This is a genomic window from Pseudomonas sp. MWU347, assembly GCF_017947305.1.
Lineage (GTDB): Bacteria > Pseudomonadota > Gammaproteobacteria > Pseudomonadales > Pseudomonadaceae > Aquipseudomonas > Aquipseudomonas putida_A.
Genome location: NZ_JAFGZB010000001.1, coordinates 425,879 through 451,690, shown reverse-complemented (window position 1 = coordinate 451,690; position 25,812 = coordinate 425,879). Strand labels below are relative to the sequence as shown.

Genomic DNA, 25,812 nt, shown 5'->3' with positions numbered 1-25,812 from the left:
AGAATAGCTCGACTGACACGACGCCTTCGCGAGCAAGCCCGCTCCCACAGGGGGTAATGCGGTGTGGCTTATTCGATGAAGGTAACGACGCCATCCTTCAGCGATTTCACGCGGGCCAGCGATTCAACGCGATAGCCCTGCGAATCCAGCTCGGCACGGCCGCCCTGGAACGACTTCTCGATCACGATGCCCAGACCGGCGACGGTGGCGCCAGCCTGTTTGATGATCGAGATCAGCGCCTGCGAAGCCTTACCGTTGGCCAGGAAGTCGTCGATGATCAGCACACGGTCGCTGCTGGTCAGGTGGCGCGGCGAAATGGCCACGGTGCTTTCGGTCTTCTTGGTGAACGAGTAAACGGTCGCCGACAGCAGGTTTTCTGTCAGGGTCAGGGACTGTTGCTTGCGGGCGAAGATCACCGGCACGCCCAGGTTCAGACCGGTCATGATCGCCGGGGCAATGCCCGAGGCTTCGATGGTGACGATCTTGGTGATGCCCGAATCCTTGAACAGCGTGGCGAATTCGTCGCCGATCAGCTTCATCAGGGCCGGGTCGATCTGGTGGTTCAGGAAGGCGTCGACTTTCAGGACCTGGTCGGAAAGCACGATGCCTTGTTCGCGGATTTTCTGCTGCAATGCTTCCATGAAGCTGTCCTCGTTCAGCGCTTGTGCGCCCTAAGCTTTAAAAAAGTGGTCAATTCTAGCGCTTTAACATCGCGCGTATATCAGCCAATGCGCTATTGCCGCGCACGGCTTTGACTTCGGTCGGTGTGTCGTCGTTGCCTTCCCACGCCAGGTCGTCCGGTGGCAGCTCATCGAGGAAGCGGCTTGGCGCGCAGTCGATGATCTCGCCGTACTGTTTGCGCTTGGCGGCGAAGGTGAACGCCAGGGTCTGACGGGCGCGGGTGATACCCACGTAGGCCAGGCGGCGTTCTTCTTCGATGGTGTCGGCTTCGATGCTGGAGCGGTGCGGGAGGATTTCCTCTTCCATGCCCATGATGAACACGTAAGGGAATTCCAGGCCCTTGGACGCATGCAGGGTCATCATCTGCACGCCTTCGGCGCCGTCCTCTTCTTCCTGCTGCCGCTCGAGCATGTCGCGCAGGACCAGTTTGCCGATGGCGTCCTCGACGGTCATCTCGCCGTCTTCGTCTTTTTCCAGGGTGTTCTTCAAGGCCTCGATCAGAAACCAGACGTTGCTCATCCGGTAGTCCGCAGCCTTGTCGCTGGAACTGTTGGTGCGCAGCCAGTTCTCGTAGTCGATGTCCATGACCATGCTGCGCAGCGCCGAGATCGGGTCTTCGCCGGCACACTGCTCACGGACCTTGTCCATGAAGCGCTTGAAGCGCGACAGGCGATCGGTGAAGCGGCTGTCCAGATGCTCGCCCAGACCGATTTCGTCGGTGGCGGCGTACATCGAGATCTTGCGTTCGGTGGCGTAGTTGCCGAGTTTTTCCAGGGTGGTCGAGCCGATTTCCCGGCGCGGCACGTTGATCACGCGCAGGAAGGCGTTGTCGTCGTCCGGGTTCACGATCAGGCGGAAGTAGGCCATCAGGTCCTTCACTTCCTGACGGCCAAAGAAGCTGTTGCCGCCGCTCAGGCGGTACGGCACCTGGTGGTGCTGCAACTTCAGTTCGATCAGCTTGGCCTGGTAGTTGCCGCGATAGAGGATCGCGAAATCGCTGTACGGGCGGTCGGTGCGCAAGTGCAGGCTGAGGATTTCCATGGCCACGCGCTCGGCTTCGGCGTCCTCGTTGCGGCAGCGGATCACGCGGATCTCGTCACCGTGGCCCATCTCGCTCCACAGCTGTTTTTCGAATTCGTGCGGGTTGTTCGAGATCAGCACGTTGGCGCAGCGCAGGATGCGGCTGGTGGAGCGGTAGTTCTGCTCGAGCATCACCACTTTCAGCGACGGGTAGTCATCCTTGAGCAGCATCAGGTTTTCCGGCCGTGCGCCGCGCCAGGCGTAGATCGACTGGTCGTCGTCGCCCACCACGGTGAACTGATTGCGCTTGCCGATCAGCATCTTCACCAGCAGGTACTGGCTGGCGTTGGTGTCCTGGTATTCGTCGACCAGCAGGTAACGCACCTTGTTCTGCCACTTTTCGAGGATGTCGGCGTGCTCTTCGAAGAGCTTTACCGGCAGCAGGATCAGGTCGTCGAAGTCCACCGCGTTGAACGCCTTGAGCGTGCGCTGATAATGGGTGTAGACGATGGCGGCAGTCTGTTCTTTCGGATTTCGCGCGTTTTCCAGCGCCTGGGCTGGCAGGATCAGGTCGTTTTTCCAGGCGCCGATCATGTTCTTGATCTCGTCGACGCCGTCGTCGCCTGCGTATTCCTTCTGCATGATGTCGGTCATCAGGGCTTTGACGTCGGTCTCGTCAAAGATCGAGAAACCGGGTTTGTAGCCCAGCCGCGCATGCTCCTTGCGGATGATGTTCAGGCCCAGGTTGTGGAAGGTGCAGACCGTCAGGCCGCGACCTTCGCCGGCACGCAGCAGGGTGCCGACCCGCTCCTTCATCTCGCGCGCAGCCTTGTTGGTGAAGGTCATGGCGACGATGTACTGCGCACGGATGCCGCAGTTCTGGATCAGGTGCGCGATCTTGCGGGTGATCACGCTGGTCTTGCCGGAGCCAGCGCCGGCGAGCACCAATAGAGGGCCGCCGACGTAGTTCACGGCTTCTTGCTGCCGGGGATTGAGTCGGGACATACGAAAATTCGGGAGTCGTTGACGAAATGGGCCGGCATTTTAACAGGCTCAGCGATTTGTGCTGCTCTGTCCGACTTGTGACGTACCACGCGACTCAAATTTGCCGGTTTTGTTACTTTCGCGGAGGATACACGGTGATTTTGCGGCTAATGTTCTCATTCGTGACACAAAATAACGTTCTGATAATCGTTGTCATTGAACATCGCAACGGCATAATGCCCCGCCCACATCATTGCAGAGTCTAGGGAGCTAGCTTGTCTACGCCTGTCGAACCCTTGCGTTTGCTGCTACTGGCCGAAGAGCCAGCGTGGACAGCGTTATTGCGCGAGTGTCTGGCTCCGATGGGGAGCGCGGCGGTGCTGATCAGTGCGCCGAGCTGGGAGTCGGTCAGCAGTCTGTTCGAAGACAATCGTCACGCGGTGTTGTTGACCGTTCCCGCGTTGCAGCCGGCCCCGGGCCGTTGCAGCCTGCCGACGGTGTTGCTGCTGGATCACGAACCGGCCACCGCGCCGGTTGGCGTCAGTGACTGGCTGGTGTTCGACGCCCTCGACGCCGGCATGCTCCGCCGTTGTCTGCGCCATGTGCGTGAACGCGGCGTCCTCGAAAACACCCTGCAACGCCTGGCCGAACAGGATCCGCTGACCGGCATCGCCAACCGCCAGGGCTTCCAGACCCTGCTCGCGGCGCGCCTGGCGGAAAACGACGGCCGTGGTCTGGCCCTCGGGCATCTCGATCTCGACAACTTCCGTCACGCCAACGACGCCCTCGGTCATCAGGCCGGCGACCGGTTGATCCTGCAAGTCGTCGCGCGGCTGAAAAGTCAGCTTGAGGCCGGGGATCAACTGGCGCGGCTGGGCAGCGACGAGTTTGCCTTGCTGATCGACACCCGCCGCGCGCCGCAACGCGCCGAGTGGATGGCCGAACGCATTACCGAAGCCCTCGCCGAACCGTATTGGGTCGATGGCGAAAGCCTGTTGATCGGCTCCAGCCTCGGCATCGCCCATGCCCGTGCACAGGGTGGTGCCGACCCGCTGATGTGGCACGCGCACATTGCCATGCAGCAGGCCAAGAGTACGCAGGGCTGCACCTTCCATATCTTCAACGAACGCATCAACCGCAACGCCCGGAGCATGGCCGACCTCGAAAGTGAGCTGCGCCGGGCCTTGCGCCGCGATGAGCTGGAGTTGCACTACCAGCCACGGCTGAATCTTGCAGACGGGCAGATCGTCGGCCTCGAAGCCCTGGTGCGCTGGCGCCATGGCGAGCGCGGTCTGCTACCGCCGAGCGAATTCGTGCCGCTGGCCGAGCAGAGCGGTCTGATCGTGCCGCTGGGCTACTGGGTGATTTCCCGCGCGTTGCGCGACATGCAGGCACTGCGCGAGCGCGGGCTGCCGGCGCTGCACATGGCGATCAACCTGTCGTTCCGCCAGTTTCAGGACAGCCAGTTGCTGCCGACGCTCAGCCGGCTGATTGCCGAGCGCGGGGTCGAGGCGCAGTGGCTGGAGTTTGAGCTCACCGAAACCGCCGTCATGCGGCGCAGCGATCTGGTCAAACAGACCATGGACGCCCTCGGCCGTCTCGGCGTGCGTTTCTCGCTGGATGACTTCGGCACCGGGTTCTCCTCGTTCGTGCACCTCAACAGCCTGCCGATCACCTTGCTGAAGATCGACAAAAGCTTTGTCGGCGGCATGGAGCAGCGCGAAGAGAATCGCAAACTGGTGCACGCGATGATCAACCTCGCGCATAACCTGCATCTGGAAGTGGTGGCGGAGGGCGTGGAGACCCCGGAGCAACTGGAGTTATTGCGCGGGTTTGGCTGTGATCAGGTGCAGGGCTATCTGATCAGCCGGCCGTTGCCGTTGGCAGAGCTGGTTGAATACCTGACCTTCGGCTCTAGCCAGCAGCCAGCCCTCGAAATCGTCAGTTGAACGCAATCTCCGGGTTAGGCATGAATCCCTGTGGGAGCGGGCTTGCTCGCGAAGGCGTCGTGTCAGTCAAAGCATAGGCTGCCTGACCCACCGCTTTCGCGAGCAAGCCCGCTCCCACAAGGGAATCTCAGTCTGCCTGAGCGACTGTGTACTGGTTTGATGACAGAGGTTCGCGCTGAATCATCCGCTTCATCTTCCATTCAAACGCCAGCGTCAGGCTCACCGCCGCGCAGGCCAGGCCCAGCGCCAATCCCCACCAGACGCCCGTCGGCCCCCAGTTCAGGTGGAACGCCATCCACCACGCCGCCGGTGCGCCAATCAACCAATAACAAGCAAGGCCAACCAGAAACGTGGTTTTCGCATCCTTGAGTCCACGGATGCAGCCCATGGCGATGGTCTGCGTGCCGTCAAACAGCTCGAACCACGCCGCCACCGCCAGCAGGCTCACCGCCAGACGAATCACTTCGGCAAAGGCCGGATCGTTGTGATCAAGGAACAACCCGACCAACTGATTCGGCAACAGCCAGAACACCATGGCAAAACCCAGCATCACCACCGCACCGAAAACGATGCCGACCCGGCCGGACATCCGCGCATCGCTCAGTTGCCCGGCGCCGTAGTGCTGGCCGACGCGCATGGTGATCGCGTAGGACATCCCGGCCGGCACCATGAATGCCACCGAAACGATCTGCAGGGCGATCTGGTGTGCGCCCAGTTGCGTGCTGCCCATGGTGCCCATGCACAGGGCCGCGAAGGCAAACAGGCCGACTTCGACCGCGTAGGTGCCACCAATCGGCAGACCGAGGCGCCACAGTTCTTTCAGATACTGACGATTTGGCCGCGACAGGCCGGCGCGCAACGGGTAAGCGTCATAGGCCGGGTGCCGGCGGATGTGCCAGGCCAGCGCGAGCGCCATGCAGTTGGCAACGATTGCCGTGACCAGGCCGATGCCGGTCAACCCCAGTTTCGGCAGGCCGAACATGCCGGTGATCAGTGCGTAATTGAGCAGGAAGTTGGCCACGGTGCCGCCGAGGCTGATGACCATCACCGGGGTCGCCCGGCCGATCGCACTGGTGAAACCGCGCAGGGCCATGAAGCTCAGGTAGCCGGGCAGGGCGAAGGGCAGGGCGATGAGGAATTGCCCGGCGGCATGGACGTTGGTTTCGGTCTGGCCGAACAGCAGCAACACCGGTTTCAAATTCCACAGCAGCAACCCGGCGCCCAGCGCCATCAGCCATGCCAGCCACAACCCGGCCTGGGTCAGGCGGGCCGCGCCGATGATGTCGCCGGCGCCCTGACGGATCGCCACCAGCGTGCCGACCGCTGCAATCACGCCGATGCAGAAAATCGACACGAATGAATAACTCGCTGCCCCCAGTCCGCCGCCGGCCAGGGCTTCGGGGCTGAGGCGCGCCATCATCAGGGTGTCGGTCAGCACCATCAACATGTGCGCCAACTGCGAAGCAATCAACGGCCCCGCCAGCCGCAGGATGGCCCAGAGTTCGGTACGCACAGGATGCTGCATGGTCATCACCACCCATCAATCAGAGGGAACAAGAGACCGTCGATTCTCGGCGCTTGGCAGGGTTTGCACAAAAGGATAAAAAGGATGGGTGGCATGATTAAAACTCATCATGAGTAAACCTCGCCGGGGTGGCCGGATGCCGCCAAAGGAGCTTTGTGTATGTCCCGTCGTCTTCCACCCTTGTATGCCCTGCGCGCATTCGAAGCGGCGGCGCGGCACAGCTCGTTCACCCGGGCGGCCGAGGAATTGTCGATCACCCAGAGTGCAGTCAGCCGGCACATCAAGACGCTGGAAGAACATTTCGCCTGCAAGCTGTTTCATCGCAGTGGGCGCAACCTGCAACTGACGGAATCGGCGCGGATGCTGTTGCCCGGCATTCGCGATGGTTTCGCGGCGCTGGAGCGCGCCTGCAACACCTTGCGCGCCGAAGACGACATCCTGCGCATGAAAGCGCCGTCGACCCTGACCATGCGCTGGCTGCTGGCGCGACTCAGCCGCTTTCGCCATCTACAACCGGGCAATGAGGTACAGCTGACCAGTGCGTGGATGGACGTGGATTCGGTGGACTTCAACAACGAGCCCTTCGACTGCGCGGTGCTGCTGAGCGATGGGCACTTCCCGCCCGACTGGGAGGCCAGCCTGCTGTTTCCCGAGGAGTTGATCCCGGTCGGTGCGCCAAACCTGCTGAATGACCAGCCGTGGGATGTGGCGCGGCTGGCCTCCACGGAGTTGCTGCATCCGACCCCGGATCGGCGTGACTGGCGCAGTTGGCTGGAACATATGGGGCTGTCCGATCAGGTTTCGCTCAAGGGCGGACAGGTGTTCGATACCCTCGAACTTGGGATGATCGCCGCGGCGCGAGGCTACGGGGTGTCAATGGGCGATCTGCTGATGGTCGCCGAAGATGTGGCGCAAGGAAGACTGAGCCTGCCCTGGCCGACCGCGGTCGCCAGCGGCCTGAATTATTACCTGGTATGGCCAAAAACCCGTCCGGGAGGTGAACGTTTGCGCCGTCTCAGCGACTTCCTGCAAGGCGAAGTGCGGGCCATGGCGTTGCCGGTGGTCAAGCGCTTGAGCTGAAACGTTAGAGCCGCCACAATGCCGGCCTTGTGCCATAACCCTGCTGTTCGCTCAAGTATTCGGCTTTACCGCCGAATACGTGCATGTGGAACCGCCGTGCAGGTATCCACGATTCACCCCCATTAGAAAATTATCCGAGCTGCGATCAAGGAGGATCGGCAAGTTCGGCCAGGAGCTGTCCATGTCTCAACCTCGCGCTCGGATCGCCTCGCAGCTGGGCCTCGCGCTCGCTGTGATACTGGCGATCGTCATCAGCGGCAGTACGGTGTTCGCCCTGCGTTCGCTGGATTCCGCCAACCTCGCCACCCGTGAAGAGCACCTCGCCAGTGAGGCGCGGCTGCTGGCCGACCAGTTGAGCACTTTCCACGGCACGCTGCGCGAAAGCACCCAGCGCCTGAGCGGGCTGTTCGAGAAGCGCTTCAGCGCGGGCCTGAGCATTCACCCGGATGAACCGGTGAACGTCGCCGGCACCCAGACCCCGGGCCTGCACTTGGGCAGCGAAGTGTTGAACAACAACTTCAAGGAAGTCGACGAGTTCAAGCAGATGACCGCCGGCGTTGCCACGCTGTTCGTGCGTAGCGGCGAAGACTTCGTGCGGGTCAGCACCTCGCTGACCAAACAGGACGGCACGCGCGCCATCGGCACTTTGCTCGATCACGCACATCCGGCCTACGCGAAGTTGATGGCGGGTCAGGGTTACGTCGGCCGCGCGCTGCTGTTCGATCGTTCCTACATGACCCAATACACCCCGGTGCGCGATGGCAGCGGCAAGGTGATTGCGGTGTTGTTCGTTGGTTTTGATTACACCGATGCGCAGAACGCCCAGTTCGACAACCTCAAGCGCTTCCGCATCGGCCAGACCGGTTCGCTGGCGCTGCTGGATGAGCAGAACAAATGGTTGGTGTCCCCGGCGGGCGTCCAGGCATTGGATCAGGCGGTTACGGTGATTGGCGCTCTGGCCAAGACCCCTGGCAAAGGTCAGTTCTGGGGCGACAAGAACGAAGATTTCTACAGTGTTTCGGTACCGTTCGACGGTGGGCCGTGGGCGGTGGTGGCGAGTATGCCGAAAGCCGAGATTCGCGCGGTGACCTGGAGCGTCGGCACGCAACTGGCCATCGGCAGCCTGCTGGCGATGCTGTTGGCGGTGGGTTCGGTGGTGTGGTTGCTGCGCAGCAAACTGGCGCCGCTGAGTGATCTGGTGCGTCAGGCCGAAGCGCTGGGCGCAGGTGATCTGAGCGTGCGCCTGAACGTGTCGAGCAACGACGAGATCGGACAGTTGTCCCGTGCGTTCAACCAGATGAGCCAGGCGCTGTCGACGATGGTCGAACACATCCGCCGCTCCTCGGAAGAGGTCAACAGCCGCGCCCAGGCATTGTCCGGTTTGTCCGGTGGTGCCTACGAAGGCATGGAGCAGCAGTCCGGCGAAATCACCAGCATGGCCGGCGCAGTTGAAGAGTTCAGCGCCACCTCGCTGAACATTGCCGACAACATGGGTGCCACCCAGCGTCTGGCCCAGGAAAACGCTCAGCAGACGCAGATCGGTCGTACTTCCATGGACGAAGCGTCTTCGTCGCTTGAGCAAATCGCTGGTGCGTTGAACACCACGGCTACCGTGATCAACACCCTTGGCCAGCGTTCCCAGGAAATCGGCGGCATTGTCAGTGTGATCACCTCGATTGCCGAACAGACCAACCTGCTGGCGCTCAACGCGGCCATCGAAGCGGCCCGTGCCGGTGAACAGGGCCGTGGTTTTGCCGTGGTCGCTGATGAGGTGCGTAACCTGGCGTCGCGCACCCGTCAGGCCACTGATGAAATCTCCGGGATGATTCACAGCATCCAGCAGGAAACCGGCAACGCCATCAGCACCATGGAGCAGGGCAACCTGCTGATGCAGGAAGGCCTGTCGCGCAACGCCAACGTGGCGTCGGCGCTGGCGCGGATCGATGAGCAGAGCCGTTCGGCAGGGCAGCAGTTCGCCGCGATTACCACCGCGACCCAGGAGCAGAGCAGCACGGCTACTTTGCTCAGCAGTAACCTGCAGAGCATTGCGCTGGCCAACAGTGAGCAGCGTGAGGTTGTTTCTAACTTGGCCGTGACCGCCAAGGAGCTTGAGAAATTGGCGGCGGACTTGCGTTCTGAGGTTGATCGTTTTCGTTGATGCGCAGATGAAATAGCTATCGCGAGCAGGCTCACTCCTACAGGTGTATTGGTCGATCACAATATTTGTGATCACTGAAGACCCCTGTAGGAGTGAGCCTGCTCGCGAATGCATCACTGCCAATTCTGGATAAAGCACTCGATCTCTTACTCTCCTGGACTTGCTGAAACGTTTCCGCAGCGCTATAAAAATGGCACAACTCCAATAAAGGCTGCTGCCATGACCCCGTTCAAACTCGCCGTTGCATTCGGCGCACTCTCTGCTGCTTCCCACGCCATGGCCTGGGATTACGTACTCCTCGATACCAACAAGCCCGCGCAAAACTGGAGCATTACCAGTGAGCAGCTCGGGTTGAAAACCGACAAGCCTTTCTCCGTGAGTCTGCGAACCTTGCACGGCGGACGACAGGAAGGTGTCAGCATCGTCGATATCGATAACGGCACGATGAAACTCTCGGTGGTGCCGACCCGCGGCATGAATGTCTTGCAGGCGTCGGTTGGTAACGTGCGCATGGGTTGGGATTCGCCGGTCAAGGAAGTGGTCAACCCGGCCTTCATCGAACTCAATGGACGCGGTGGTCTGGGCTGGCTGGAAGGCTTCAATGAGCTGGTGACCCGCTGCGGTTACGAATGGGTCGGCCATCCGGGCATCGACAATGGCGAGATGCTGACCCTGCACGGCCGCGCCGCGAACATTCCGGCCAGCACTGTCACGCTGCACATCGATGAAAAACCACCCTACGCCATCAGTCTGCGCGGTGAACTGAAGGAACAGGCGTTCAAGAAAGTCGATTTCTCGGTCGTCACTGAGCTGGTCACCGAGCCGGGCAGCGTGCGCTTTGCCCTCAACGATACGCTGACCAACAACGGCGATTATCCGAAGGAATACCAGGCGCTGTATCACAGCAACTTCAGTACACCGTTCCTTGAGCAGGGCGCGCGGTTCGCGGCGCCGGTGAAACAGGTCTCGCCGTTCAACGACAAGGCCAAAGCCGAGTTGGCGGACTGGCAGACTTATCGCGGTCCAACCAAGGACTACGACGAAACCGTCTATAACGTCGTGCCCTACGCCGACGCAAAAGGCGAAACCCTGACTGTTTTGCACAACAAGGCTGGCAGCCTCGGTGTCTCTGTTGGCTTCAATACACAACAGCTGCCAGTGTTTTCCCTGTGGAAAAATACCGATACCCAAGGGCAGGGCTATGTCACTGGGCTTGAGCCGGGCACCAGCTTTTCCTACAACCGCCGCTATCAGCGTCCGCTGAATCTGGTGCCGACCATTGCGCCAAAGGCCAGCCAACAGTTTCAGATCAGCTACAGCCTGCTGGCAGACAAAGGCGCTGTGGATAACGCCTTGAAGCGCGTGAGCGAAATCCAGGCCGGGCGTGAAACCGAAGTGCGACAGGCGCCGCTGGTGGATCTGACCGAGCATTAAGGCGTCGCCGGCCGGTATTGCAGCGCCTCGGCCAGATGCTCACGGCTGATTGCATCGACTTGCTCAAGGTCTGCCAGGGTTCTGGCGACCTTGAGCAAACGATGAGCTGAGCGTAGTGACAAGGTCAGCCGTTCGCAGGCTGACTCCAGCCATTTCTCATCGGCTGTGGATAACTGGCAGTGCCGCTTCAGGCCTGGCAGATCGAGGAACGCATTGGCACAACGCTGACGCTTTTGCTGACGTTCGCGTGCCTCGGCCACCACGGCTGCCGCATTGGCGCTGTCCTCGCCTGGCTTCACTGCCGGATTCAACGCCGTCGCTTCCCGCGCCACCGTCAGGTGCAGATCGATCCGATCCAGCAACGGCCCCGATAGCTTGTTGCGGTAGCGCTGCACCATGTCCGGTGTACAAGAGCACTTGCCGCTCGGCTCTCCAAGATATCCACAAGGGCACGGATTCATCGCCGCCACCAACTGGAAGCGCGCCGGAAAACGCACGCGATCCTTGGCTCGGGCAATCACGATATGCCCGGATTCCAGCGGCTCGCGCAGCACCTCCAGCACCTTGCGATCAAATTCCGGAAGCTCGTCGAGAAACAGCACACCGTGGTGGGCGAGGGTGATCTCGCCGGGTTGCGGTTTCGAGCTGCCACCGACCAGCGCCGGCCCGGAGGCCGAGTGGTGTGGCTGGCGAAAGGGCCGTTGCGGCCAATGGGTCAGTGGCACGCCGCTGGCGACCGATTGAATCGCCGCCACTTCCAGCGCCTCGCATTCGGAGAGTGGCGGCAGTAGGCCCGGCAAGCGACTTGCCAACAAGGTCTTGCCGGTCCCCGGCGGCCCGCTGAACAACAGGTTGTGTGCGCCCGCCGCCGCGATCAGCAGCGCCCGTTTCGCGGCCATCTGTCCTTGCACCTCATTGAGGTCGGGATAAGGTTTCGCCGCATGGATCAGCCCGTCCGAGACATAAGGCTCGACCGGCGTATGCCCGTTGAAATGCGCCACTGCCTCCAGCAGATGATCCACCGCAAACACCTTCAAACCCGAAGCAAGGCACGCTTCCTCGGCATTCGCCCGCGGCACCACCAGTGCCCGCCCGGCCTTGCGCGCCGCCAGTGCCGCCGGCAACACCCCGCGTACCGGCCGCACAGCACCGGACAACGCCAGTTCACCAAGGCATTCCACCTCATCCAGCGTCAGACACGGCACCTGCACACTCGCCGACAGAATCCCCAGGGCAATCGCCAGATCAAAGCGCCCGCCGTCCTTGGGCAAGTCCGCCGGCGCGAGATTCAAGGTGATCCGCCGCGCCGGAAACTGCAGCCCGGAATTGATGATCGCGCTGCGCACGCGATCCTTGCTCTCCTTTACCGCCGCCTCGGGCAGGCCGACCATGGTCAGCGACGGCAGACCGTTGGCCAGATGGACTTCGACGGTGACAGCGGGAGCATCCACGCCAACCTGGGCGCGGCTGTGGACGATGGAGAGGGACATGGTCGTTCCTTGAGCTGAATCGGGGACCGCTTCCTGCGGGTTTTTGAAGGGTAGTTGGGGAAGGGCGATCAGGCGGGGGCGAACTTTCACTGGATGTTGCGGGAAAGCGGTCAACCAATTTCGAGGCGAAAAAAAACCGCCTTGAGGAGACGGTTTTCAGTTTGCAGGCTTCGGTGAGGCCAAGGCCTGCGTATCCTTTGCGGACACACTCACGTGCGATCAGGTTATGCATGTTTGCTCATTGGCGCAAGTATCAGATGGGCTTGAAAGGGGGGGCAACGGTCCCGTTGATAGCGCCTCCTAACAACTTGATACAAGTTGTTTAAATCGCTTTCTAAGGGCGGTCATAAAGTCCGCAATGACGATGCCCACTCATGGGGTATTCGCGAAGTGTGGCCGGGAGCGCAAAGACTTCATGTTCCTCGACACGGTGTGAGACCCGTGCCGGTGCTTTTTTTGAGGGACTCACACCCGGCCGCCTTGGCGGACACACTCACGTGTAGTCCCGAAGGTGTTCGTACGCCGGAAAGTGCATCGGAGGTTTGGCCCCACGCAAGGAGGGCCAAAGTATGTCTAAGTTTCTTAAACATATGTGGCGCCTCGTCAGAATCGCGTTATGGGCTTTTCGCCTGTACGAGTTTCTGCGAGACCGTTGGAATAATTCATTGTAGAGGATTGATCTGACGGAAACCGCTCCTGCCTCGGCAGGAGCGGTTTAATTTCTTTCGCAAACTTCAAGGCATTTTTGCTCAGGGTCTGCAGACTTACTCGGCCGGCGGCGTCAGCTTGGCTTCCATCTCGGCGACTTTGGCCTCAAGGCTTTCGAGGCGAGCGCGGGTACGCGCCAACACAACCATCTGACTATCAAACTCTTCACGGCTCACCAAATCGAGTTTGCTGAACGCACTCTGCAGCAGCATCTTGAACTGGCTTTCGATTTCGGCTTTCGGCAGCGGAGTGTCGCCGCTGAACAGGCGGGAGGCGGTACCGCTCAGGGCGTCGAGGAAGTCTTTGGGCGCGAGCATGGAATGTGTCCTGTAAACAGTGGCGGGCAGTGTATCACGCAGTGTCTATAGTCATTGACGCAGGCACGGATGCACGCTTTTCGCGCAAGCGGACGGACGGCAGCGCACCGTTGTTGTGCGTAACCGTCGGGGCTTTTTTGCGCGGGCGCCTGTGGCAGCGGCCAAGGGCTTGAAATCAGAGGAATTTGGCGAGATGGCAAGCTTTCTGCTTAGTCGGTAGTGACCCATGCACTGATGCAGTCGCTGTGACGAATGCAGTGCGGCAGGCGGGACGGGGAGTTTCGCCGGCAGCGGTTAGCTGGCGTCAGTCGGGCAGGTAAGGCCGACGATGCGTTACAAAGCCAGGCACTGCGCTTAGACTTGAGTCGGGTTTGTTTTCCTGGGGCAAGTCCACCAATTCGGGAGAGAGTTTCATGAAGCTAGTCACTGCCATCATCAAGCCGTTCAAGTTGGACGACGTGCGCGAGTCGCTGTCCGAAATCGGCGTGCAGGGCATTACCGTTACTGAAGTCAAAGGCTTCGGCCGGCAGAAGGGTCACACCGAGCTGTATCGCGGCGCGGAGTATGTGGTCGATTTTCTGCCCAAGGTGAAAATCGACGTTGCTATCGACGACAAGGATCTGGATCGGGTTATCGAGGCGATAACCAAGGCTGCCAACACCGGCAAGATCGGTGACGGCAAGATCTTCGTGGTCAATCTGGAACAGGCGATCCGCATCCGTACCGGCGAAACCGATACCGACGCGATCTAAACGCCGCCACAAACCCAACGCCCCAGGAGAAAACAATATGACTCTGCGTAAATTCGCAGGGCTAGGCGCCCTGTTGTCCATCGTAATGCCCGGCCTGGCTATGGCGGCAGATCCGGTGGCGCCTCCAGTCCTCAATTCCGGCGACACCGCCTGGATGCTGACCTCCACAGCCCTCGTGCTGTTCATGACTATTCCGGGCCTCGCGCTGTTCTACGGCGGCATGGTGCGGTCGAAAAACATTCTTTCGGTGATGATGCAGTGCTTCGCCATTACCGGCCTGGTCACCATCCTGTGGTTCCTTTATGGCTACAGCATGGCGTTCGACACCACCGGGATGGAAGCCAACGTCGTCAACCTGAACTCCTTCGTCGGCAGCTTTGCCAAGGCCTTCCTCGCGGGCGTCACGCCTGCCAGCATTACCGGCCCGGCAGCGCTGTTCCCTGAAGCAGTGTTCGTCACTTATCAAATGACCTTCGCCATCATCACCCCGGCGCTGATCGTCGGTGCCTTCGCCGAGCGCATGAAGTTCTCCGCGATGCTGGTGTTCATGGGCGTCTGGTTCACGCTGGTCTATGCGCCGATCGCGCACATGGTCTGGAGCGGTCCGGGTTCGCTGCTGGGCGACTGGGGCGTGCTCGATTTCGCGGGCGGCACCGTGGTCCACATCAACGCCGGTATCGCCGGTCTGGTGGCGTGCCTGGTGCTGGGCAAGCGCAAAGGCTTCCCGACCACCCCGATGGCACCGCACAACCTTGGTTACACCCTGATGGGCGCGGCCATGCTGTGGGTCGGCTGGTTCGGCTTCAACGCCGGTTCCGCCGCAGCCGCCAACGGCACCGCCGGTATGGCGATGCTGGTGACTCAGATCGCGACCGCTGCCGCTGCACTGGGCTGGATGTTCGCCGAGTGGATCACCCACGGCAAACCTAGCGCACTGGGCATTGCCTCGGGTGTGGTTGCAGGTCTGGTGGCAATCACGCCGGCAGCCGGTACCGTGGGCCCGATGGGCTCGCTGATCATCGGTCTGGCGGCCGGTGTGGTGTGCTTCTTCTGCGCGACCACGCTGAAACGCAAACTCGGTTACGACGACTCCCTGGATGCCTTCGGCGTGCACGGTATCGGCGGTATCCTCGGCGCGATCCTCACCGGCGTGTTCGCCGCGCCGGCGCTGGGTGGCTTCGGCACCGTGACCGACATCGCTTCGCAAGTGTGGATTCAGTGCAAAGGTGTCGGCTTCACGGTGATCTACACCGCGATCGTCACCTTCATCATCCTCAAGGTACTGGACGTGGTCATGGGCCTGCGTGCCACCGAGGAAGAAGAGGCAGTGGGTCTGGATCTGGCACAACACAACGAACGCGGCTACAACCTGTAAGTACGCGCATTAAAAAACTTGCCCGGTTCGCCGGGCATTTTTTTGTCTGGAATTTGTCATTGAAAGGAAGGCTGAAAGGATTTTTCGTACGGCTTTGGTCGTGTTTACGGCGGGCATTTTTCTGCGGCCAATCGCTTACATCATTGCAGGAATATTAGGGCCTTTGTTTTTTCCCAGAGCGCGCTAGAATGCGCCCCGAACGTGCGGAGAACTGTATGTGGCAACAGACTCTGATAACCCTGCGGGCACGGCCCCGGGGCTTTCATCTGGTAACGGACGAGTTACTCGCCGGCCTGCCTGAACTCAAGGCGTGCCGGGTCGGTCTGTTGCATTTGTGGCTGCAGCATACCTCGGCGTCGTTGACCATCAACGAGAACGCCGATCCGGCGGTCCGTCGCGACTTCGAACGATTTTTCAATCGTCTGATCCCACAAGGAACAGACGGCTATGAGCATAACGACGAAGGCCTGGACGACCTCCCGGCGCACTTCAAGGCCAGCGTACTTGGCTGTCAGATCAGTCTGCCGGTTTCGGCAGGGCGACTGGCTCTGGGCACCTGGCAAGGTGTTTATCTGGGCGAGCACCGTGATCATGGCGGTGCCCGTAAAGTCCTCGCCACCCTGCACGGTGAAGGGGCGTAAACCGTTGGTCACCAGCGGTTACCGATTTTTTTACGGCGACTTTCGACAGTCGCCAAAGCTGGTCTATAACTAATCTGCTTTTCGCAAGTCATGAGGTAGAACATGAGCGACGATGATCTGGAAAACGACGACCTCGAAGTAGGCGACGAAGACGAGGCCGAGGAAGGCCTGGAAGCAGCAGCGGAAGACGTTGCTGACGACGATGGCGGTGACGATACGCCGGCCCCGGCTGCCAAAGGCAAAGCCAAGGCTGCGGTGTCGATCGACGAGTTGCCGAGCATCGAAGCCAAGAACAAGGAGCGCGACGCCCTGGCCAAGGCCATGGAAGAATTCCTTGCGCGCGGCGGCAAGGTGCAGGAAGTGGAGGCCAACGTGGTCGCCGATCCGCCCAAGAAGCCGGATAACAAGTACGGCAGCCGCCCTATCTGAGGCGTGCTACCTGCTTGCTGAAAAAGCCCGCCGTCGCTGCGGGCTTTTTCATGCCTGAAACAAAGAGGTCATGGATACACGCAATCCCCTGTGGGAGCGGGCTTGCTCGCGAAAGCGGTGTGTCATTCAAATTGTATGTCGACTGACACGGCCTCTTCGCGAGCAAGCCCGCTCCCACAGGGGATAGTGGATCAGTTCGAGAGGGCATTCCAGTGGGCGAGCACTGCCGGCAAATCGGTCAGGCTACGGATCTCGGCATCCGGCAGCCGCTCCGCTTCCCAGACCTTGCCCGCCGGGTTGAACCAGATTGCGCGCATGCCGGCTTGCTGCGCACCGGCAATGTCATCGCCGGGATGATCGCCGATATGTACGGCGGTTTCGGCTGTGGCATCACCACGCTGCAACGCCTCCTGAAACAGCCGCACATCCGGTTTGGCGATGCCGATATCTTCGGCGCACAGCGCAAACTTGAAGTAATCCGCCAGGCCCAGCCGACGCACGTCGGCGTTGCCGTTGGTGACCACGCCGAGTGCGTAATGGTTGGCAAGGATTTCCAGGGTCGGTTCGACCTCCGGGAACACCTCGATCTGATGCCGCGCATGCAGGAATACTTCAAAGCTTTTGTCGGCCAGATCCGCAGCTTCGCCGTGGGCGTACCCGGCTTCCTCCAGTGCGTGGAACAGCACCCGCCGACGTAACGCACTGATGCGGTGCTTGAGGCCCGGTTCGCTGGCCAGCACCCGCTCACGAATCCCCCACAAATGCTCCACCGGCACTGCGCCCAGATTCGGCGCGTGTTCGCTCAGCCATTGGCGCAATACCGCTTCGGCGCTGACGATCACCGGGGCGGTGTCCCACAGAGTGTCGTCGAGGTCGAAGGTGATCAACTGGATGTTCATGAATCGTCGCCTTTGCTGCGTTTGGCCCGTGGGTGGGCGCTGTCATAGACCGCCGCCAGGTGCTGGAAGTCCAGGTGGGTGTAGATCTGCGTGGTCTTGATGTCCGAGTGGCCGAGCAGTTCCTGCACCGCGCGCAGGTCCTGCGAGGATTCCAGCAAGTGGCTGGCAAAGGAATGCCGCAGCATGTGCGGGTGCAGGTTCTGCCCCAGTTCGCGCTCGCCGGCCAGTTTTACTCGCACCTGAATCGCCCGTGGGCCGAGGCGCCGACCTTGTTGGCTGACGAATACGGCGTCGTCGGCCGGGTTGGTCATGGCCCGCAGCGGCAGCCATTGCTCCAGTGCTTCGCGCGCCTTTTTGCCGACCGGCAGCAGGCGGGTCTTGCTGCCCTTGCCGAGCACCTGAACCATGCCGTCGGCCAGATCCAGCTGATCGAGATTGAGCCCGGTCAGCTCGGACAGGCGCAGGCCCGAGGAATAGAACAATTCGAGAATCGCCTGATCACGACGGGCGAGAAAATCGTCCTCGACCGCACCCTCAAGCAGTTGCAGCGCACGGTCGGTGTCGAGGGTTTTCGGCAAGCGCCGTTCGCCTTTCGGCGGCGCCAGTCCGGTGGCCGGGTCGTGGTCGCACAGGCCTTCGCGATTGAGGTAGTGATAGAGCCCGCGCACCGCCGAAAGCAATCGGGCGAGACTGCGTGACGACTGCCCCTGCGCATGCAGGCGGGCGATCAGGCTGCGCAGGCGCTGAATATCCAGCGCCGCCCAACTGCCAATGTTCTGCTTGAGGCACCAGCCGAGGACTTTATCGAGGTCGCGGCGATAGGCCGACAGGGTGTGCGGCGACACCTGTCGCTCACTGCGCAAGTGTTCGCAGTAAGCGTCCAGTTGTCGTTCCATGCTCAGCGTACCGAGCGCAGGGAGCTGTTGACCCGTGGCAGCACGCGGCCCATGACTTCAGCGATGTAGCTGAGGAACAGCGTGCCCACCGAACTCTTGTAGTGCTGCGGATCACGGCTGGCGATCGCCAGAATGCCGTGGATGCCTTGATGGCTGACCGCGACTACCGCGGTGGAGCCGATCTGCTTGCGCTGTTCTTCGCCGAACAGGAAGTCCAGCTCATGTTCTCGCAGAGTGCCGCTGACGCTCTTGCCTTCGGTGAGCAGACCGCCGATCGCGGTTTGCGCGTCGGCATGAGTCACCCAGCGGCCAACCGGTGCCGGGTTGTCGCCGAGCAGGATCAGGCTGACAAAGGGCACCTGAAAGTCCTGGCGCAGGCTGTCTTCGACGCTGATCACCACGTCTTCCAGACTGGCCGCGTCCATCAGCGACAGGATCAGGCGGCGGGTCTTGTCGAACAGCCGGTCATTGTCGCGGGCGACGTCCATCAACTGCGAGAGGCGGTGGCGCATCTCGATGTTGCGGTCGCGCAGGATGCTCATCTGGCGTTCGACCAGCGAAACGGTGTCACCGCGCTGGTGGGGAATGCGCATGGCAGGCAGCAGTTCTTCGTGCTCGACGAAGAAGTCCGGATGAGCCTCCAGGTATGCGGCAACCGCTGCCGCCTCCAGGCTCTCGGACGCTGATTCGTCGGACTGTCGGGCGGGTACCTGAGGCTTATCGGTCATGGCTTCTGCTCACTCAAAGACGCACTTGTCCTTCGTATACACGCACTGCCGGGCCGGTCATCAGCACCGGGTGGCCAGGGCCTGCCCATTCAATGGACAGACGCCCGCCGGGCAGGTCGATCAACAGCGGCGAATCCATCCACCCCTGGCTGATTGCCGCGACAGCCGCGGCGCAAGCGCCGGTGCCGCAGGCCTGGGTTTCCCCGGCCCCGCGTTCCCAGACGCGCAACTGCGCGCGGTTGCGGTCGATGACCTGGAGGAAGCCGACGTTGACCCGCGCCGGGAAGCGCGGATGGTGTTCGATTTTCGGCCCCAGTTCATGCACCGGTGCGTTGTTGATGTCCTGTACGCGCAGTACCGCATGGGGGTTGCCCATTGACACAGCGGCCAGTTCGACCGTGGTGCCGTCGACTTCCAGCTGATAGCTGCTGGCCTGCGCCGGTGCGTCGAACGGAATATCCGCCGGCACCAGACGCGGCGCGCCCATGTTCACCCCGATCTGGCCGTCGTTACGCACGTCCAGCTCGATGATGCCGCCCTTGGTCTCGACGCGAATCTGCCGCTTGGCCGTCAGACGTTTGTCGAGCACGAAGCGGGCGAAGCAGCGCGCACCGTTGCCGCACTGTTCCACTTCCGAGCCATCGGAGTTGAAGATCCGGTAACGGAAATCCACGTCCGGGTTGCTCGGCGCTTCGACGATCAGCAACTGGTCGAAACCGATACCGGTGTGCCGGTCGCCCCATTGCTTGGCGTGCTTGGGCTGAATATGCGCGTGCTGGCTGACCAGGTCGAGAACCATGAAGTCATTGCCCAGGCCGTGCATTTTGGTAAAACGCAGCAGCATGGGTTACTCCGGCAGCAGGCTTTCGCCGGCAAACAGCTCGGCCACGGTTTCGCGGCGGCGCACTTCAAAAACCTGATCACCGTCTACCAACACTTCAGCGGCACGGCCACGGGTGTTGTAGTTGGAACTCATCACGAAGCCGTAGGCACCGGCCGAATGCACGGCCAGCAGGTCGCCTTCTTCCAGCGCCAGCTCACGATCCTTGGCGAGGAAATCGCCGGTTTCGCAGATCGGGCCGACGATGTCGTATTTGCGCGCAGCGGAGTCACGCGGTTTGATCGCAGTGACGTCCATCCAGGCCTGATACAGCGCCGGGCGGATCAGGTCGTTCATCGCCGCGTCGACGATGGCGAAATCCTTGTGTTCGGTGTGCTTGAGGTACTCGACCTGAGTCAGCAGCACGCCAGCGTTGGCGACGATGAAGCGGCCCGGTTCGAACACCAGCGCCAGGTCACGGCCGTTCAGACGCTCGCGCACGGCCTTGATGTAGTCGCCGGCCAGCGGCGGCTCTTCATCGCGATAACGCACGCCCAGGCCGCCACCGAGATCGATGTGGCGCAGGTGGATGCCGCAATCGCCGAGGCGGTCGACCAGATCCAGCAAGCGATCGAGGGCATCGAGGAACGGTGGCAGCGTGGTCAATTGCGAACCGATGTGGCAATCGACGCCGATCACTTCCAGGTTCGGCAGGTGCGCGGCACGCACGTACACGTCTTCGGCGTCGGCAATGGCGATGCCGAACTTGTTCTCTTTGAGACCGGTGGAAATGTACGGGTGGGTGCCGGCGTCGACGTCCGGGTTCACGCGCAGCGAGACCGGTGCGCGAACACCCAGCTCGGCAGCCACGACTTGCAGGCGCTCGAGCTCGTCGGTGGATTCGACGTTGAAGCAGTGCACGCCGACTTCCAGCGCGCGACGCATGTCGTCACGGGTCTTGCCGACGCCGGAGAACACGATTTTGTCGGCGCTGCCGCCAGCGGCGAGTACACGTTCCAGCTCGCCACGGGAAACGATGTCGAAACCGGCGCCGAGACGGGCCAGGACATTCAGAACCCCGAGGTTGGAGTTGGCCTTGACGGCGTAGCAGACCAGGTGCGGCATGCCGGCCAGCGCGTCGGCGTAGGCCAGATACTGGGCTTCGATGTGCGCACGCGAGTAGACGTAGGTGGGCGTGCCGAAGCGGTCGGCGATGGCGGACAGCGCCACACCTTCCGCGAACAGCTCCCCGCCACGGTAGTTAAAAGCGTCCATGGCGATCCCTTATTGGTAAACGTCGTGCTTGTGTGCTTTGGACGGCTGCTTCTGCGAAGACTGGGCTTGCTCGGCCGGGTCCTGATCGTCATCCGGCAGGTACAGCGGGCCTTTTTGACCACAGGCCGAAACGAGGCAGGCAACCGCGACGAGCGCAGCAAGGGAAGAGATCAGGCGCTTCATGGCGAAATCCTTGAAAATGCGTTAATTGCGCCGGAGTATACCGGCCACCCGGCAGCTTGCCTATGCGAGGGGGTTCCCGTCCGGCGGGGCTGTCTGAATACGCATAAACCCCTGTGGGAGCGGGCTTGCCCGCGAAGGCGTCGGTCCAGTCGAGAAAAATGCTGGATGTGCCGGCCCCTTCGCGAGCAAGCCCGCTCCCACAAGTGTTGTGTTGGATGTGCCGGCAGGTGCTTGGTCGTTAATCTTTGCAATCGGCCGGCAGCGTCCGTATCTTGCGGCGCTTGAGCCTGATCAGACATTTTTTGAGGTTGCCACAATGAGTTTGTCCGAAGCGCGTTTCCACGATCTGGTCGATGAAACCCAGGAAAAACTGGAGGACATCTTTGACGAAAGCGACCTGGATATCGACCTGGAAAGCTCGGCCGGTGTACTGACTGTGAAGTTTGAAAACGGCACGCAGCTGATTTTCAGTCGTCAGGAGCCGTTGCGCCAGCTGTGGTTGGCGGCGGTCTCCGGCGGTTTCCACTTCGACTACGACGAAGAGAGCGAGCGCTGGATGTGCGACAAGAGCGAAGAGCAACTGGGCGAGATGCTCGAGCGCATCGTCAAGCAGCAGGCCGGTGTCGAATTCGATTTCGAAGGTCTGTGATTTCGTGACTGATAGCGCACCTGTTCGTCCGCCAAAGCCGCTTTACAGCAACATCAGCCCGGCCGTGCCTTCGCCGTGCAGCGGCGTGTGCCGGCTGGATGAACAGAAGGTTTGTCTCGGCTGCTTCCGCCATGTCGAGGATATTCGCGAATGGCGCTCGGCAGACGATCAGCGCCGTCGGATCATCTGCCAGCAGGCTGCCGCACGAAAAGCCCTGACTTGACTCGACCTTGTGGTGAGGGGATTTATCCCCGATAGACTGCGCAGCAGTCTCAGAAGCTTGGGGCCGCTGCGCGACCCATCGGGGATAAATCCCCTCGCCACAGGGGTTCTTGCCAGATCAAAAGTGGGTGGCTTGTATATTTTTTGAGCTGTGATAGTGTCCGAACACGCCTCAACCCATCGAGGCATGGTGAAAACCCCGTCTTTTTTGGCGGGGTTTTGCTTTTTTTGTGTGCAGAAGAAAGGAGTCTGCCCGGATCATGACCGCACCTTCCATCACTCTTACCCGTCTGGACGTGCAACGTCTGGAGCGCTTGATCGACAACCTGAATGAGAAAGACCAGGCTGCGCCGGGCGTGATCGCGCTGCAAACCGAACTGGACCGCGCCGATACGCTGGTCGGCCACGATGAAGTGCCCGCCGATGTCGTGACGATGAATTCCCGCGTGCACTGCCGCGAAGAAGGCAGCGGCAAGGACTATCACCTGACGCTGGTCTACCCCAAGGATGCCAACGCCGACGAAGGCAAGATCTCGATCCTCGCGCCGGTCGGCAGCGCGCTGCTGGGCCTGAAGGTCGGTCAGCACATCGACTGGCCGGCTCCGGGTGGCAAGACCCTGAAACTGACGTTGCTGGAAGTTGAATCGCAGCCTGCCAACGGCGGTGAATTCCGCGAGTGATCCCGCCTCAGACCTGTTCGAGCGCCTCGTTCAGGGCGCGCTCCAGGTCGGCCTTGTAGCGCAGATACAAATTGCTTGAACTCTGACCATCACCGAGCAGGCCCGAGAGGTCCAGGTCGGTGATGTAGCAGCGATAGCGCTCGGTCTCGCGGCGCTGCTCGACGATCTCCCGGGCGACCACATGGAACAGCTGGTCGCCATATTCCAGCTCGCTGAATTCCCGTTGATTGCAATATAAGGTGACCTGCACCTCTCCCGGTGCGGCTTTGCCGACGATCGCCTGCACGTCGTAGAACGGTTTGTTGACCGGTGTCTGCGGCGCCGGTCGTGGTTCGACCCGGCGCGCCCGCCCGGGGCCGGAAGGCAATAGCTGGTAATACAAGGTGTCGAGGCCGACCGCCGGGCTGCCATCCATCGGCAACAGCGCTTCGCGTCGGTACTGGATCGATTGCAGGAAGCGCTGCAGCGGTACCAGCAGGCTCTGTTCATCGTGATACGGCAGATGCTGTTGCCACAGCGCGTTGAACTCATCCAGCACGTACAGCTCGGCCTGTTGTTCGCTGATCCGGTAGAACACCTGAATCGATTCCGGCTGACCCATCGGCAGGATCAACGCGAGGTCGTGATCCTCCAGCGCCATCGGGTCCAGGTGCAGCGGGCTGTAGCGCGGCTGTTCTTCGCCCAGATAATCGAGCAGCGCCGGCAGTGTGGCGAGTGCGACATGGTTGACCTGGCCCGGCACCAGCTCCAGCACGTGATAGTGCTGTTGCACCTGAATCAGGTAGCGGTGATTGAGCTCGCTGAGCAGCAGGGTCTGCGCGGTGTCGATGACTTCTTCCACGCGCCGGGCAATGAACTGCGCGCGGTTGTGGCAGAAGCAGCGCACCTTCAATGACGGCTGCTGCGCGCCGCGCGGCAGATTGTTGAGGTAGTCGCGCAGGCAATCGAGCAGCGCGTGGGGGCCGTCGAAACGGTTGACCAGCACTTCATTCCAGCTGTTGAGCGTGACCTGATCGAGGGTCAGCACAAGGTTTTCGCGCACCCCGGCGTAACTCAGCGAGTCAGTACGCTCGGTGGTCATCAGGATGTTCAGGTCGCGGTGGTGCTTGAGCGGATCGACACCGACGTTGACCAGCATCAGCACTTCGCTCGGCACCGCAGCGCGCAGCAGTCGTTCTTCGGCAACGGTCGGCAGGGGCAGGGCGATGCACTGCTGCAGGCTGCCGAGCAGGTTGAACAACTCGAACTCGCTCATGTCGCTGGTACCGGGGTGCAGCGCCAGTCGGGTGCTGCTATCGATCACACCGTTGCGATGGCACCAGGTCAGCAGTTCGAGCAGTTCGCGGCTGCGCTTGATCGGCGCGAAGTGCTCCCATTCCAGGGCATTCAGGCTGCCGTTGTACAAGCCCCACTGGGTTTGCCCAGGCTCTTTTTTATTCGGCGATTGCACCAGCGTCAGGGTGTCTTCGGCCAGATCCGGGGCGATGCCGGGATTGATGAATTCGACCTTGTCGGCCTTGCGCTCGAACGCGGCGTACAGGCGACGACCGAGCACGTTCAGGTCGCGCTTGTTGATCAGGCTGACGGTCTGTTCGCTGCGGGCGAACTGGGTCAGGAAGCGGTAGCTGTAATTCAGCTCATTGACCAGCGCGCGGCGTTCGGCGCTGACCTGGCGGACTTTCCACTGGCTGCGGCTGTCGAGCAAGGCCAGCTGGCGCTGATCCCAATGCCATTCGTGCGCCAGGCGTTCCAGCAACGAGCGCTGCCAGCTCTGGGTGCGGCTGTTGCCGGTGAGCTTGCGGTTGACCTTGAGGTACAGCGCGCGCCGCACCAGCTCCAGACGCTCCGGCTCGTTGCGGGCGCTGAGGTATTCCTCGATGCGTCGGTACACCACCATGTACGGATCCAGCTCATCCAGATCCAGCTGATTGGCGAACACGGCCTGCTTGTAGCGCAGGCTCAGGCACTGCACTTGCGGGTGTTCGCTGGCGTAGACCTCGGTCAGCAACAGCTTGAGCACCGACTTGTAGGGCGATTCGATGCCCTTGAACAATTGCCACAGGCCGGCACCGATGAACTCGCCCGGCGGAATTGTCGCCAGATGCCCGAGATCAAGCGTCTCGTCGGCGCGAATGAAACGCTTGGACAGCAGAGTGTGGGTGTACAGGTCGTAAGCGCTTTCTTCGTAGACCGGCACCAGCCACCAGATCGGTGTGCGCCCGGCCAGCCAGATCGCAGTGCGATAAAACTCGTCCAGCAACAGATAGTGCTGCGTGCTGCCGCAGTTTTCGGAGCTGAGCTGGGTGTCGCGTTCGCCTTTGACGAAGCGTACCGGGTCGATCAGGAAGAAGTGCGCCTCGGCGCCTTGGGTCGCGGCCCAGGCTTCGAGGAGCTGGCATTTTTTGCGCAGCTCGGCGAGTTCGTTTTCGCTCAGGTCCGGTGCGTGGCAAACCCACACGTCCATGTCGCTCTGATCGGCCTGGGCCAGGGTGCCGAGGCTGCCCATCAGAAACAGTCCGTGAATCGGCCGAGGCGGGTTGCTGCCATGGCGCGGCTTGTAGGAGAACGAGCGGGTCAGGCGCTGCGCTTCGGTGAGGGCGCTGGCGTCCGGTTCATAGTTGGACAGCCCGGCGGGGGTGCTGCCGGAAACATAGCCCGGCAACAGCGGGTGATTGACGTGGAAGAACAGCGGCAGCAGGGTCAGCACGCCTTGCTGGCGGCTCGACAGGCCTTCAAGTGCCCGGCCGAGCCGGCCTTCATTGAGTTTGAGAAAACGCGCGCGCAGCTGGCTGAGCACCTTGCGGTCGATGCCTTCGTCCAGGTCGGGGCGGATTTCATGGGTGCGCGTCATGTCAGCTCAAACCGGCTCGCAGGCTCGGACGAAGAGGGTCTCGGAATGGGAGGCAGTTTAGCCTTT

Annotated in this window: 23 protein-coding genes; 11 read left to right on the top strand and 12 right to left on the bottom strand. The window is 61.3% G+C overall.

What is annotated here, in order from left to right:
- Window positions 1-68: 68 nt before the first annotated feature.
- Both KCG87_RS02035 and rep read right to left on the bottom strand, forming a co-directional pair.
- On the bottom strand, window positions 69-641 hold the full coding sequence (locus tag KCG87_RS02035; RefSeq protein WP_007962388.1) for a xanthine phosphoribosyltransferase: 573 nt from the start codon (window positions 639-641) through the stop codon (window positions 69-71).
- Between the two features lie 55 nt (window positions 642-696).
- On the bottom strand, window positions 697-2,706 hold the full coding sequence (gene rep, locus KCG87_RS02030; RefSeq protein WP_027610430.1) for a DNA helicase Rep: 2,010 nt from the start codon (window positions 2,704-2,706) through the stop codon (window positions 697-699).
- Between the two features lie 254 nt (window positions 2,707-2,960).
- Between rep and KCG87_RS02025 the strand changes: the two genes are divergently transcribed.
- Window positions 2,961-4,634 (top strand): bifunctional diguanylate cyclase/phosphodiesterase, encoded by a 1,674-nt coding sequence (locus KCG87_RS02025; protein ID WP_027610431.1) that lies wholly within the window; start codon window positions 2,961-2,963, stop codon window positions 4,632-4,634.
- 127 nt (window positions 4,635-4,761) lie between these two features.
- On the opposite strand, the gene KCG87_RS02020 is transcribed toward KCG87_RS02025, so the two are convergent.
- Window positions 4,762-6,159 (bottom strand): NorM family multidrug efflux MATE transporter, encoded by a 1,398-nt coding sequence (locus tag KCG87_RS02020; protein ID WP_135296827.1) that lies wholly within the window; start codon window positions 6,157-6,159, stop codon window positions 4,762-4,764.
- 159 nt (window positions 6,160-6,318) lie between these two features.
- Here KCG87_RS02020 and KCG87_RS02015 point away from each other — a divergent pair, with 159 nt between their 5' ends.
- From KCG87_RS02015 to KCG87_RS02005, 3 genes are all read left to right on the top strand, one after another.
- Window positions 6,319-7,239 (top strand): LysR substrate-binding domain-containing protein, encoded by a 921-nt coding sequence (locus KCG87_RS02015; RefSeq protein ID WP_210556344.1) that lies wholly within the window; start codon window positions 6,319-6,321, stop codon window positions 7,237-7,239.
- Between the two features lie 181 nt (window positions 7,240-7,420).
- Complete coding sequence (locus tag KCG87_RS02010) at window positions 7,421-9,397, top strand: methyl-accepting chemotaxis protein (RefSeq protein ID WP_139055125.1); 1,977 nt, start codon at window positions 7,421-7,423, stop codon at window positions 9,395-9,397.
- 219 nt (window positions 9,398-9,616) lie between these two features.
- The gene (locus KCG87_RS02005; RefSeq protein ID WP_098966246.1) at window positions 9,617-10,831 is read left to right on the top strand and encodes an aldose 1-epimerase family protein; all 1,215 of its coding nucleotides are present in this window, start codon (window positions 9,617-9,619) and stop codon (window positions 10,829-10,831) included.
- On the opposite strand, the gene KCG87_RS02000 is transcribed toward KCG87_RS02005, so the two are convergent.
- Entirely contained in the window at window positions 10,828-12,321 is a 1,494-nt protein-coding gene (locus KCG87_RS02000; RefSeq protein ID WP_210556345.1) for a YifB family Mg chelatase-like AAA ATPase, read from the bottom strand. The two genes, KCG87_RS02005 and KCG87_RS02000, sit on opposite strands and share 4 nt — an antisense overlap.
- Before the next feature lie 764 nt (window positions 12,322-13,085).
- A complete protein-coding gene (locus KCG87_RS01995; protein WP_007920416.1) occupies window positions 13,086-13,346 on the bottom strand; it encodes an accessory factor UbiK family protein in 261 nt (86 codons plus the stop codon).
- 413 nt (window positions 13,347-13,759) lie between these two features.
- Between KCG87_RS01995 and glnK the strand changes: the two genes are divergently transcribed.
- From glnK to sutA, 4 genes are all read left to right on the top strand, one after another.
- A complete protein-coding gene (glnK, locus tag KCG87_RS01990) occupies window positions 13,760-14,098 on the top strand; it encodes a P-II family nitrogen regulator (protein WP_002555808.1) in 339 nt (112 codons plus the stop codon).
- 37 nt (window positions 14,099-14,135) lie between these two features.
- On the top strand, window positions 14,136-15,473 hold the full coding sequence (locus KCG87_RS01985; protein WP_134784949.1) for an ammonium transporter: 1,338 nt from the start codon (window positions 14,136-14,138) through the stop codon (window positions 15,471-15,473).
- A 215-nt stretch (window positions 15,474-15,688) separates the two neighbouring features.
- On the top strand, window positions 15,689-16,114 hold the full coding sequence (locus tag KCG87_RS01980) for a secondary thiamine-phosphate synthase enzyme YjbQ (protein ID WP_003229414.1): 426 nt from the start codon (window positions 15,689-15,691) through the stop codon (window positions 16,112-16,114).
- 102 nt (window positions 16,115-16,216) lie between these two features.
- The gene (gene sutA / locus KCG87_RS01975) at window positions 16,217-16,543 is read left to right on the top strand and encodes a transcriptional regulator SutA (RefSeq protein ID WP_003229413.1); all 327 of its coding nucleotides are present in this window, start codon (window positions 16,217-16,219) and stop codon (window positions 16,541-16,543) included.
- A 191-nt stretch (window positions 16,544-16,734) separates the two neighbouring features.
- Here sutA and KCG87_RS01970 read toward each other — a convergent pair whose 3' ends face one another.
- The 6 genes from KCG87_RS01970 to KCG87_RS01945 are packed head-to-tail and all read right to left on the bottom strand — an operon-like array spanning window position 16,735 to window position 21,344.
- Window positions 16,735-17,442 (bottom strand): HAD-IA family hydrolase, encoded by a 708-nt coding sequence (locus KCG87_RS01970; protein ID WP_210556346.1) that lies wholly within the window; start codon window positions 17,440-17,442, stop codon window positions 16,735-16,737.
- On the bottom strand, window positions 17,439-18,338 hold the full coding sequence (gene xerC / locus KCG87_RS01965; protein ID WP_003229409.1) for a tyrosine recombinase XerC: 900 nt from the start codon (window positions 18,336-18,338) through the stop codon (window positions 17,439-17,441). The genes KCG87_RS01970 and xerC overlap by 4 nt, the downstream gene beginning before the upstream one ends.
- A gap of 2 nt (window positions 18,339-18,340) precedes the next feature.
- Window positions 18,341-19,066, bottom strand: coding sequence for a DUF484 family protein (locus KCG87_RS01960; protein ID WP_097089519.1), 726 nt, complete (start codon window positions 19,064-19,066; stop codon window positions 18,341-18,343).
- 13 nt (window positions 19,067-19,079) lie between these two features.
- Window positions 19,080-19,910, bottom strand: a complete 831-nt coding sequence (gene dapF, locus KCG87_RS01955; RefSeq protein WP_139055128.1) for a diaminopimelate epimerase — start codon at window positions 19,908-19,910, stop codon at window positions 19,080-19,082.
- A 3-nt stretch (window positions 19,911-19,913) separates the two neighbouring features.
- Window positions 19,914-21,161 carry a diaminopimelate decarboxylase gene (gene lysA, locus KCG87_RS01950; RefSeq protein WP_098966238.1) on the bottom strand — a complete coding sequence of 416 codons (1,248 nt, stop codon included), beginning with the start codon at window positions 21,159-21,161 and terminating at the stop codon, window positions 19,914-19,916.
- A 9-nt stretch (window positions 21,162-21,170) separates the two neighbouring features.
- Window positions 21,171-21,344, bottom strand: coding sequence for a lipoprotein (locus KCG87_RS01945; RefSeq protein ID WP_007911098.1), 174 nt, complete (start codon window positions 21,342-21,344; stop codon window positions 21,171-21,173).
- 316 nt (window positions 21,345-21,660) lie between these two features.
- Here KCG87_RS01945 and cyaY point away from each other — a divergent pair, with 316 nt between their 5' ends.
- The 3 genes from cyaY (at window position 21,661) to rnk (ending at window position 22,895) form a co-directional block, all read left to right on the top strand.
- Window positions 21,661-21,993: an iron donor protein CyaY gene (gene cyaY / locus KCG87_RS01940; RefSeq protein ID WP_003229398.1), complete on the top strand. Its 333-nt coding sequence runs from the start codon at window positions 21,661-21,663 to the stop codon at window positions 21,991-21,993.
- A gap of 4 nt (window positions 21,994-21,997) precedes the next feature.
- Window positions 21,998-22,216 carry a DUF1289 domain-containing protein gene (locus tag KCG87_RS01935; protein WP_081730175.1) on the top strand — a complete coding sequence of 73 codons (219 nt, stop codon included), beginning with the start codon at window positions 21,998-22,000 and terminating at the stop codon, window positions 22,214-22,216.
- A 259-nt stretch (window positions 22,217-22,475) separates the two neighbouring features.
- On the top strand, window positions 22,476-22,895 hold the full coding sequence (rnk, locus tag KCG87_RS01930; RefSeq protein WP_003229397.1) for a nucleoside diphosphate kinase regulator: 420 nt from the start codon (window positions 22,476-22,478) through the stop codon (window positions 22,893-22,895).
- A gap of 7 nt (window positions 22,896-22,902) precedes the next feature.
- Here the strand turns inward: rnk and KCG87_RS01925 are convergent, their stop codons facing one another.
- Window positions 22,903-25,746 carry a class I adenylate cyclase gene (locus tag KCG87_RS01925; protein WP_210556347.1) on the bottom strand — a complete coding sequence of 948 codons (2,844 nt, stop codon included), beginning with the start codon at window positions 25,744-25,746 and terminating at the stop codon, window positions 22,903-22,905.
- Window positions 25,747-25,812 lie beyond the last annotated feature (66 nt).

Excerpts from the sequence above, each read along its gene's own strand:
- KCG87_RS02035 (WP_007962388.1), bottom strand. The coding sequence starts at position 641 with ATGGAAGCATTGCAGCAGAAAATCCGCGAACAAGGCATCGTGCTTTCC.
- rep (WP_027610430.1), bottom strand. The coding sequence starts at position 2,706 with ATGTCCCGACTCAATCCCCGGCAGCAAGAAGCCGTGAACTACGTCGGC.
- KCG87_RS02020 (WP_135296827.1), bottom strand. The coding sequence starts at position 6,159 with ATGCAGCATCCTGTGCGTACCGAACTCTGGGCCATCCTGCGGCTGGCG.
- KCG87_RS02015 (WP_210556344.1), top strand. The coding sequence starts at position 6,319 with ATGTCCCGTCGTCTTCCACCCTTGTATGCCCTGCGCGCATTCGAAGCG.
- KCG87_RS02010 (WP_139055125.1), top strand. The coding sequence starts at position 7,421 with ATGTCTCAACCTCGCGCTCGGATCGCCTCGCAGCTGGGCCTCGCGCTC.
- KCG87_RS02005 (WP_098966246.1), top strand. The coding sequence starts at position 9,617 with ATGACCCCGTTCAAACTCGCCGTTGCATTCGGCGCACTCTCTGCTGCT.
- KCG87_RS02000 (WP_210556345.1), bottom strand. The coding sequence starts at position 12,321 with ATGTCCCTCTCCATCGTCCACAGCCGCGCCCAGGTTGGCGTGGATGCT.
- KCG87_RS01995 (WP_007920416.1), bottom strand. The coding sequence starts at position 13,346 with ATGCTCGCGCCCAAAGACTTCCTCGACGCCCTGAGCGGTACCGCCTCC.
- glnK (WP_002555808.1), top strand. The coding sequence starts at position 13,760 with ATGAAGCTAGTCACTGCCATCATCAAGCCGTTCAAGTTGGACGACGTG.
- KCG87_RS01985 (WP_134784949.1), top strand. The coding sequence starts at position 14,136 with ATGACTCTGCGTAAATTCGCAGGGCTAGGCGCCCTGTTGTCCATCGTA.
- KCG87_RS01980 (WP_003229414.1), top strand. The coding sequence starts at position 15,689 with ATGTGGCAACAGACTCTGATAACCCTGCGGGCACGGCCCCGGGGCTTT.
- sutA (WP_003229413.1), top strand. The coding sequence starts at position 16,217 with ATGAGCGACGATGATCTGGAAAACGACGACCTCGAAGTAGGCGACGAA.
- KCG87_RS01970 (WP_210556346.1), bottom strand. The coding sequence starts at position 17,442 with ATGAACATCCAGTTGATCACCTTCGACCTCGACGACACTCTGTGGGAC.
- xerC (WP_003229409.1), bottom strand. The coding sequence starts at position 18,338 with ATGGAACGACAACTGGACGCTTACTGCGAACACTTGCGCAGTGAGCGA.
- KCG87_RS01960 (WP_097089519.1), bottom strand. The coding sequence starts at position 19,066 with ATGACCGATAAGCCTCAGGTACCCGCCCGACAGTCCGACGAATCAGCG.
- dapF (WP_139055128.1), bottom strand. The coding sequence starts at position 19,910 with ATGCTGCTGCGTTTTACCAAAATGCACGGCCTGGGCAATGACTTCATG.
- lysA (WP_098966238.1), bottom strand. The coding sequence starts at position 21,161 with ATGGACGCTTTTAACTACCGTGGCGGGGAGCTGTTCGCGGAAGGTGTG.
- KCG87_RS01945 (WP_007911098.1), bottom strand. The coding sequence starts at position 21,344 with ATGAAGCGCCTGATCTCTTCCCTTGCTGCGCTCGTCGCGGTTGCCTGC.
- cyaY (WP_003229398.1), top strand. The coding sequence starts at position 21,661 with ATGAGTTTGTCCGAAGCGCGTTTCCACGATCTGGTCGATGAAACCCAG.
- rnk (WP_003229397.1), top strand. The coding sequence starts at position 22,476 with ATGACCGCACCTTCCATCACTCTTACCCGTCTGGACGTGCAACGTCTG.
- KCG87_RS01925 (WP_210556347.1), bottom strand. The coding sequence starts at position 25,746 with ATGACGCGCACCCATGAAATCCGCCCCGACCTGGACGAAGGCATCGAC.